The organism is Moorena sp. SIO4A5 (assembly GCF_010672005.1).
In the GTDB taxonomy this organism is placed as follows: Bacteria; Cyanobacteriota; Cyanobacteriia; order Cyanobacteriales; family Coleofasciculaceae; genus Moorena.
Genome location: NZ_JAAHHZ010000245.1, coordinates 1 through 7098 on the forward strand (window position 1 = coordinate 1; position 7098 = coordinate 7098).

Below are 7098 nucleotides of genomic sequence, written 5' to 3' on the forward strand. Positions count from 1 at the left end.
GGGAGAGGGAGGGGCGCGGGACAGACGCTCTTCCGATCTGGCCTTTGGCACCTCAAGTAGCACCTCAAGTAGCCCATAAGCTAAATGCTTACTTTTATATTAATTAGTTACACATATTTTTACCTATTTACTATTCCCGATTTCCGATTTCCGATTCCCGATTCCCGATTCCCGATTCCCGATTCCCGATTCCCGATTCCCAATTCTAACTTCTAAATTCTAACTTCTAAATTCTAACTTCTAAATTCTAACTTCCCGATTCCCGATTCCCGATTCCCGATTCCCTGTTCCCTAGAAATGATTAAACTCAATCAACATTTAATATCCTATTTAGGTAGCTGCGCTTTATCTGCACTGGTGCTGTTTCCCGGATTAGCTAAAGCTCAGGTTCAAGTTTCTCCTTTAGTTATTGAAGAAGAAGCAGAACGAGGTCAAGCCAAAGGTATCATCAACGTCACCAATCGCAGTAATAAGGCGTTTCGAGCCCGTGTCTATGCGACACCTTTCACCTACGATGAAAATGGGTTTGAGGCGTTGGAATCTAGCTCTAATGACTTAACCCCTTATCTACAATTCTCCCCTCGTGAGTTGGTAGTAGAACCAGGAGTAACTCGCCGCATCCGCATGATTTCCCGCTTTCCTCCTAGTATGGATAAAGGGGAATATCGGGCAGTGATTTTCACAGAAAATCTGGAACATTCTCAGAATAATAGTCGTGGTGTAAGTATGGGCATCGTACCTCGCGTTGGTGTCACTGTCTATGTACGTCATGGAGATATTTCTCCCAAATTGACCGTAGAGGAAGCGAGCTTTGATCACAAGAGTAAGCAGATTCTGTTACAGGTTAGCAACAGTGGCAATGCCTCTGCACGTCCCAAGGTGGAGTGGACTCTGAAACAGGGAAGCACTACGGTCACCACTGGCAAACAAAACGAATGGACAGTTATTGCTGGGGGGGAACGGAAGATTTCTATCGGATATCCTAGTCATGCCAAGGAATTGACAGCTGGACAATACCAATTGACTGGAACCTTGCTTTGGGGCGAAGAAGAGAATCGACAAAGTGTGCCTTTTAGTATTAATCTGACTGTTCCCACCAGCACCACTGCTCAGAGTAATTAACCTGAGGGCGTTGCTTAATAATAGAATGATTTTAAGAGTTTTGTGGAACAGGCATCTTGCCTGTTCCCTGGTCTGTGTTCGGGTGCATCTCCTAAAAGTTGTTTGACCCAGCAGTGGTGCGTTACGGGCAGCAACCTAAGCCTGGCGCTTGAGCGAAACATGAAGGCCCCCCTGAAGCACCACTAGCAAATGTTCCCTGGTCTGTGTTCCATTAAAGTGACAGCTCCTTTTTGCTGCATTGCTTGCCTGTTCCTTGAGGAGTAGGTAGAATTAACCCCGTCTCTTACTGGCTGGTATCTCACCGTAAAGCGCAAAAAATCAACGCAACCAACCTTGTTCTTACTCGCTAGTCCATTTTAACACGAAAGCCCTTGATAAATCCCGGAACGCTCCACCCCCACCCAATTAATTGGGCGGCTAACTCTCGCTTTGTTTACTCTCTGTTTTTTTTCCATCGTGGCAGTGTAGATGAAGTAATTCTAGATTTTTATCCCAATTACTTCCACCTTGTGAGCGCGGTATGATATAATTTGTATGCAATAAATCTCCATTTCTGTTCGCGAAGTATCGGCTACGCCGAAGGTAAGATCAAAGTGGGAGCACTTCTCTTTTTGCCTTTTCAACAGCCTTGCCAATTGAGCTGGTCATTTCAGGATGTTTTCCCATTCTGATACTCCAGTAAATGTAACTTCTCAATTACCCCTGCACCCCCTGTTTAGGATATATGTTGGCAGTCCCTTTGCCAAAAGTAAGTGAATCTGTTATAACTCAGATATGACTGAAATTACTGTGCTTGCAACTCTCGACGACACAACCGACCTCCCAGAGAAGGAATGTCTGGGCTTGTTTTTGCAACAGCAGCAAGCAATAATAGGGTTGTTGGCGGAGCAAAATCAAGCATTAGAGAAACAGGTAAAAAAGAGCGTCTTTATCGGTTAGATCAGGCGGTGATGTTAGGGGAGTGTGGTTTAGTCAAAGAAGCTAATCAACAAGCTGAACAAGCATTAGTTTATTGGGGTAATAATAAAGTTAACAACTTTTTACCTGATTTTAACTTAGTAATGGAGGTCGCCCAAACAGATGATATTAAATTGTTAACCAACTTGCTAAATGTCTATCAACTAGCTAATTGCCAAGAAGAAGCTATTAAGCTTCAAGAAATCATTCAAACCATCAAAAGATCTAAATTTGAACCATATTGATTGGTTTGTTTACCATAAAAAATAATCAAAACCAAATAAGGAGACGTCTATCATGTCTAACAAAGCATTGCAAACTCTACAATTTATCTTTCAAGATCGTCCTGATGTTTTACGACTATTTGATTTCAGAGAAGTAGATTTAAGTGGTCGTGTAGATGAAGAATGGTTAAAAAAACAATCTGAAAAAGAGTTATTTCCAAAACCTGTTAATTTTTATGCTACTGGACGTACAGGTGCAGGTAAAACTACACTAGCAGTTACTTTGATAGATCCTGAGAAAAAATTAGCAAATACTATTAATGATGTTAATAATGATGAGGTTTTTGAAAGTTCAGGTAAAACAGATTGCACTTGGATGGTAGTTTTCTTTAAAATGCGTAGTAACTTATGGTATTTTGATCTTCCTGGTGCTGGAGGTTGTAGCGACACATACGAAAATATTAATCGAGCTGCTTTGATGCTTCCCCAGATTGATGATGAAGATGAGGAATTAACACCTGTTGATAAATTTGAGTTATGGAATTGCTCAGATTATCCTACTACTAAAAAAGTTTTAAAAGAAGATATAGAAGTAGAGCAATGGCAATCCCCCGAAAATCAGGAAAATTGTAAACCTGATATTATTCTTTATGTGGTTGCTCCTCATACTCAATTTGTGAAACCAGATCGTAAATATTTAAAAGCTTTACTCAGAAAACAGAAAAAACAAACTGATAAAAATAAAGTAATTTTTGCCCTAAATATTCATTTTACAGATGATGGAACAAGAATAACCACTCAAGCAAGTGTAGAAGATGCAAGGCAACAAATAACTAAAATTTTTCAAGAATTTTACCCTAATGAATCTTTGCCTATTGTTGAAATTGACTGTAAGCAAGGGACAGGAATTAATCAAATTACCAAACTAATGCTTACAATGTTACCAGATAATAAAATTGGTAACTTTAAACAAGTTTTACCCGATCAACTGAAGGAATTTGCTATACAAGAACGTAGTTGCCGTTATCGCAAAGCATTAATTCAGATTGCAAGTCGTTTAGCTACTCGTAAAGTAGATGAAAAACAAGGTAATCAAGACTTAATCAATGAAGCCTATATGGCAGTTGCTGATTATGGTATTCGAGTTTTTCAGGAAGAAGATGCTACCTTGGAAGCTGCAAAAGAATTGAATGATACAATTGTTCAGTTAGCTCAAGAGGCCAAAATTTCACGAGAAGAAGCGCAAACAATCTTAGTAGATCGGATTGTTTATAACAACCAGGAAGTCGAAAAAAGTGAGTATGTACCTGATTTTCAAGACGTAGAAGTTGAAAAGCAAGTTATAGAATATGAACAATCTCAAGAATCAAGAAAACAACTTGTTGATGGGGAAGGTTCTCCTGGTGGTATGGCTGGTGGGGCTGATCTTGCTGGTATGGCTGGTGGCATTGATCTTGGTCAATTAGCAGGTGCAAGTGCTGCTGCCTTTGGTGAAATGGCGAGTGGTACAATGGCGGCAATAGGAGCTGGTTTAGCAACCGGCGGATTAGCATTTCTACCTGTTCTTGGTGCTAGTATATTTGGTGCTGCTGGAATGGGTGGAAAGAAAAAGAAAAAACAAGTTACTGTTAGTGAGGATGTGATTAAACCCGTAGTTAAAACTATCACAACTACTGAGAATAAATTTATGGGCATGAAAGAAGTTAAGAAAAAAGTTTTAGAAAAAGTCCCAGAAGTAATACAACAAGAACAAGAGATAGGCAAAAAATATTTACAAGGTGGTTATCCTGTTGTTGAAAACTTGTTAGCTATTGGCTTAGGCATTGAAAGTGCTAATGGAAAGCAAAAGTTGGAAACTGATTTTCAGGAAATAGTAGAAATAGGGCGTCAAGAAACTCAAGCAATATTATTGCCATATAAGGAAGCGATTAACTCCTTTGCTGTTAGCGAGAATGAAGAAGAAATTAGCAAAATTTTAGAAAGGATTTTATTCTAACTCTAGAACCTTGTAACAGAGTGGGGAAATCCTAACTATTCCCTGCTCTAGATTTAAAAATTATTCTTTAAGCACATGTTAGGAACAAAAAAACTATGTATTTCCAACTTAAGCCTCCATCCATTTCTAAAATTCGTGCCAAGTTTATCATTGAAAAGCTCGGCAATTATCCTAAAAATATTGATAATATTAACTTATTTTTTACAGGTAGAACAGGAGCAGGTAAAACGACATTAAGTAATCGTTTGCTTGGTAGTGATTACTTCTTGTCTACAGGTCATCAAGATTGTACTAAGGAAATTAATCTAATTGAGTTTCCTATTGGTTTAAAATGTTTTGATACTCCTGGTGTTTGTAGTGATGAACTCTTAGAAAATTATAATCGAGTTGCTTTAGGAATTAATCAAATTGAGGATTGTCCCATTGTAGAAGACCTTACTTTAGCAAGATATCGAGAAAATTGTTCTGCTCCTCAAGAAGAAAATCTCAGTATATCAGAATTTGTAAATCTAGAATTTCAGCCAGATTTAATTTATTATCTCATAGCACCAGAAAAACTATTTACGAGAGGCGACCGCCAATATTTAAGAGATTTACTAAAATTTCACCAAAATGTTATTTACGTTTTTAATATGTTTGTTAACAAGCAAACAGGGATGAGCTATTTTGCCAAAGAAGCAAATATTCAAGACACAGCTACCCAAATTTTAAAAGTTCATCATAAAGTTTTAGGACAACATTCTCAGCCTGTTATTATTGGAGTTAATTGTTTTACAGGAGAAGGTATTTCAGACTTACTACATCAGTCTTACATAATGTTAAAAGGAAATAAAGGTAAACTTTTTAAAGAATTAATTCAATATCAACAGCAAAAAACTCCTGATGAATATGTTAATCAAGTTAAACAAGAATTAATCCGATTATATGCTCATGCTGCTTGTCAAAGAGCAACAGGAAGTGATACTTGCGATCAACCATTACATCTACTATCTTATAGTCTCTTTGATTTTATTGTCAGTCTTCCCATTCAGTCAGACCAAGACGATAATTCTATTGCTGAACAGGTTAATAATATAGTAAGCGATGTTTTTGATAATCCAATTTTTGAAAAAAGGTCTGAGTCACTGGAAGATAAGTTTGAGTATTTAATTAGATCCAAAGAATATATCTTTACAGAAAGAATTGAGTATTTTAATCAATTAATTAAGACTTCTGTTTTTGATATACAAAAACAAGCCTATGACCTCAGAAATCAAGAATTTGAAGAATGGGAAATAGAAAAAGAATCTGTTAAGCAAAAATTAGATGAAGACTGGGATAGTATCTTAGCAATAATTCAAAAACTAGATAAATTAAATACTTTACTTGAATCCCTTAATCAAGAAATTGAGGAACTTATTGATGAGTATAATCCCCGTATTGATGCTAATAATTCTCGTTACCTTGACATTTCATCACGTCGTCATAATTTCAACTCTCGTTTTGATCGTTGGAAAGATAGACTTGATAAGTATAATGCTAATATTGACAGGATTAACCGTAGTTCGTCTAGATTAACTTATGAATCTAAACGGTCTCTTGATAGAGAAAGTGATTATCTTGAGCAAGAAAGAAGTTCTATTAAATCAGAAGATAGTTATATTGAATCTCTAGAGACAGAATATCAAAAAAATGTTGAATGTCTTAAAGAAGAAAAAGCTACAATTCAAACTAAAATTGACCAGCGTGATGCTAAAAAAGAAGAATATGGACGCCAAAAAAAATTACTTTTAAACAAATTAAAAGAATATAATCTTTTAAAGAAAAATGCTCAGGATGAGAGTAAGTTTTGGTTTGAAGTGATTAAATATTTTAACGACGAATTAAGTGCTCTTGATGACAAAATTGAGCAAAGAATTGAAGAAATTAACCTTCATATTCAAAAAATTAGAAATCCTCTCTCCAAAGACTATCTTGAAAAATTTACTACAATAGAAGATGCGATTGATGAGTTGCAGGAATTAATTAACCGTTGTCTTGATGAAATGGCTGTCTTTGAAAACCAAATTTTCACTTTTAATCAAGAGCTAAATTATTGTATTTTCAAGGTCAATATCAATAAAATGGTAACCCAAGTTTTACAAAAAACGACAGAACATTATTTTGATGAAACGGGACAATTTGAATATAGATTTAGTCATTACCATTATTTTGGTAAACATGGAATTACTGTTTTATTAGCATTGACAACAATGATATTTTTTGATATCGCTCAAGACTATGATTTTTTTTATAGTGATTTACTCCAAAAAGTAGAAAACTTGGGAAGTTTTCCGGAAAATCCAACAGAAGCTCAAATATATAACTTATTGTCTTGTAATTATAGTTTATTATTTGAACCTGCTTTTGATAACAAAATCAAACAAGCTGTGATGACAAACTAATTAGGAGAAACAGTAATCTTAAACTTATAGAGATATTCACCAGCCACCAGTGGTGTCAAAGATTCAATGGATAGAGAAGCCACAAGATCGTAGTTAACAGACTCATTAGTTTCTACTGTGGATTGGTCTCGATTATCAACTACTTGACCATTTTTGGAGAGTATCTCAATAATTTCCCCATCTGGACTGCCACCTATAGGAAGACCTAAGATGCCATACTCTACCTGACTTGCTTGCTCTAAAAGTTTCCGAGACCGCTCATTTAAGGGAATCAATTCCCCAATACTGACGGTGACGTTAGAATTAAATATTAGGTTACTTCTAGCGGGTTGCTCAACCGTAGAGGTCAATCGATTGGCAGAAATTTCTAGGCTGA

Annotated in this window: 7 protein-coding genes; 5 read left to right on the top strand and 2 right to left on the bottom strand. The window is 36.3% G+C overall.

Translation table 11 applies throughout. The features are described from left to right. The first annotated feature begins 84 nt into the window (after nucleotides 1–84). Together F6K57_RS33785 and F6K57_RS33790 are read left to right on the top strand one after the other, a co-directional pair. Entirely contained in the window at nucleotides 85–216 is a 132-nt protein-coding gene (locus F6K57_RS33785; protein ID WP_293052787.1) for a hypothetical protein, read from the top strand. Between the two features lie 81 nt (nucleotides 217–297). Continuing rightward, on the top strand, nucleotides 298–1122 hold the full coding sequence (locus F6K57_RS33790) for a P pilus assembly protein, chaperone PapD (protein ID WP_293052785.1): 825 nt from the start codon (nucleotides 298–300) through the stop codon (nucleotides 1120–1122). A gap of 417 nt (nucleotides 1123–1539) precedes the next feature. On the opposite strand, the gene F6K57_RS33795 is transcribed toward F6K57_RS33790, so the two are convergent. Further along, the gene (locus F6K57_RS33795; protein ID WP_081431384.1) at nucleotides 1540–1662 is read right to left on the bottom strand and encodes an HNH endonuclease; all 123 of its coding nucleotides are present in this window, start codon (nucleotides 1660–1662) and stop codon (nucleotides 1540–1542) included. A 293-nt stretch (nucleotides 1663–1955) separates the two neighbouring features. On the opposite strand from F6K57_RS33795, the gene F6K57_RS33800 reads away from it, so the two are divergent. The 3 genes from F6K57_RS33800 to F6K57_RS33810 all read left to right on the top strand — a co-directional run bounded on the left by F6K57_RS33800 (nucleotide 1956) and on the right by F6K57_RS33810 (nucleotide 6722). Continuing rightward, nucleotides 1956–2324 carry a hypothetical protein gene (locus F6K57_RS33800; protein WP_293072313.1) on the top strand — a complete coding sequence of 123 codons (369 nt, stop codon included), beginning with the start codon at nucleotides 1956–1958 and terminating at the stop codon, nucleotides 2322–2324. Nucleotides 2325–2376: 52 nt separating this feature from the next. Then, entirely contained in the window at nucleotides 2377–4299 is a 1923-nt protein-coding gene (locus F6K57_RS33805; protein WP_293072314.1) for a hypothetical protein, read from the top strand. Between the two features lie 95 nt (nucleotides 4300–4394). Beyond that, complete coding sequence (locus tag F6K57_RS33810) at nucleotides 4395–6722, top strand: GTPase (protein ID WP_293072315.1); 2328 nt, start codon at nucleotides 4395–4397, stop codon at nucleotides 6720–6722. Here F6K57_RS33810 and F6K57_RS33815 read toward each other — a convergent pair. Further along, the coding region (locus F6K57_RS33815) for a hypothetical protein (RefSeq protein ID WP_293072316.1) at nucleotides 6719–7098 on the bottom strand (380 nt) is incomplete at its 5' end. The two genes, F6K57_RS33810 and F6K57_RS33815, sit on opposite strands and share 4 nt — an antisense overlap.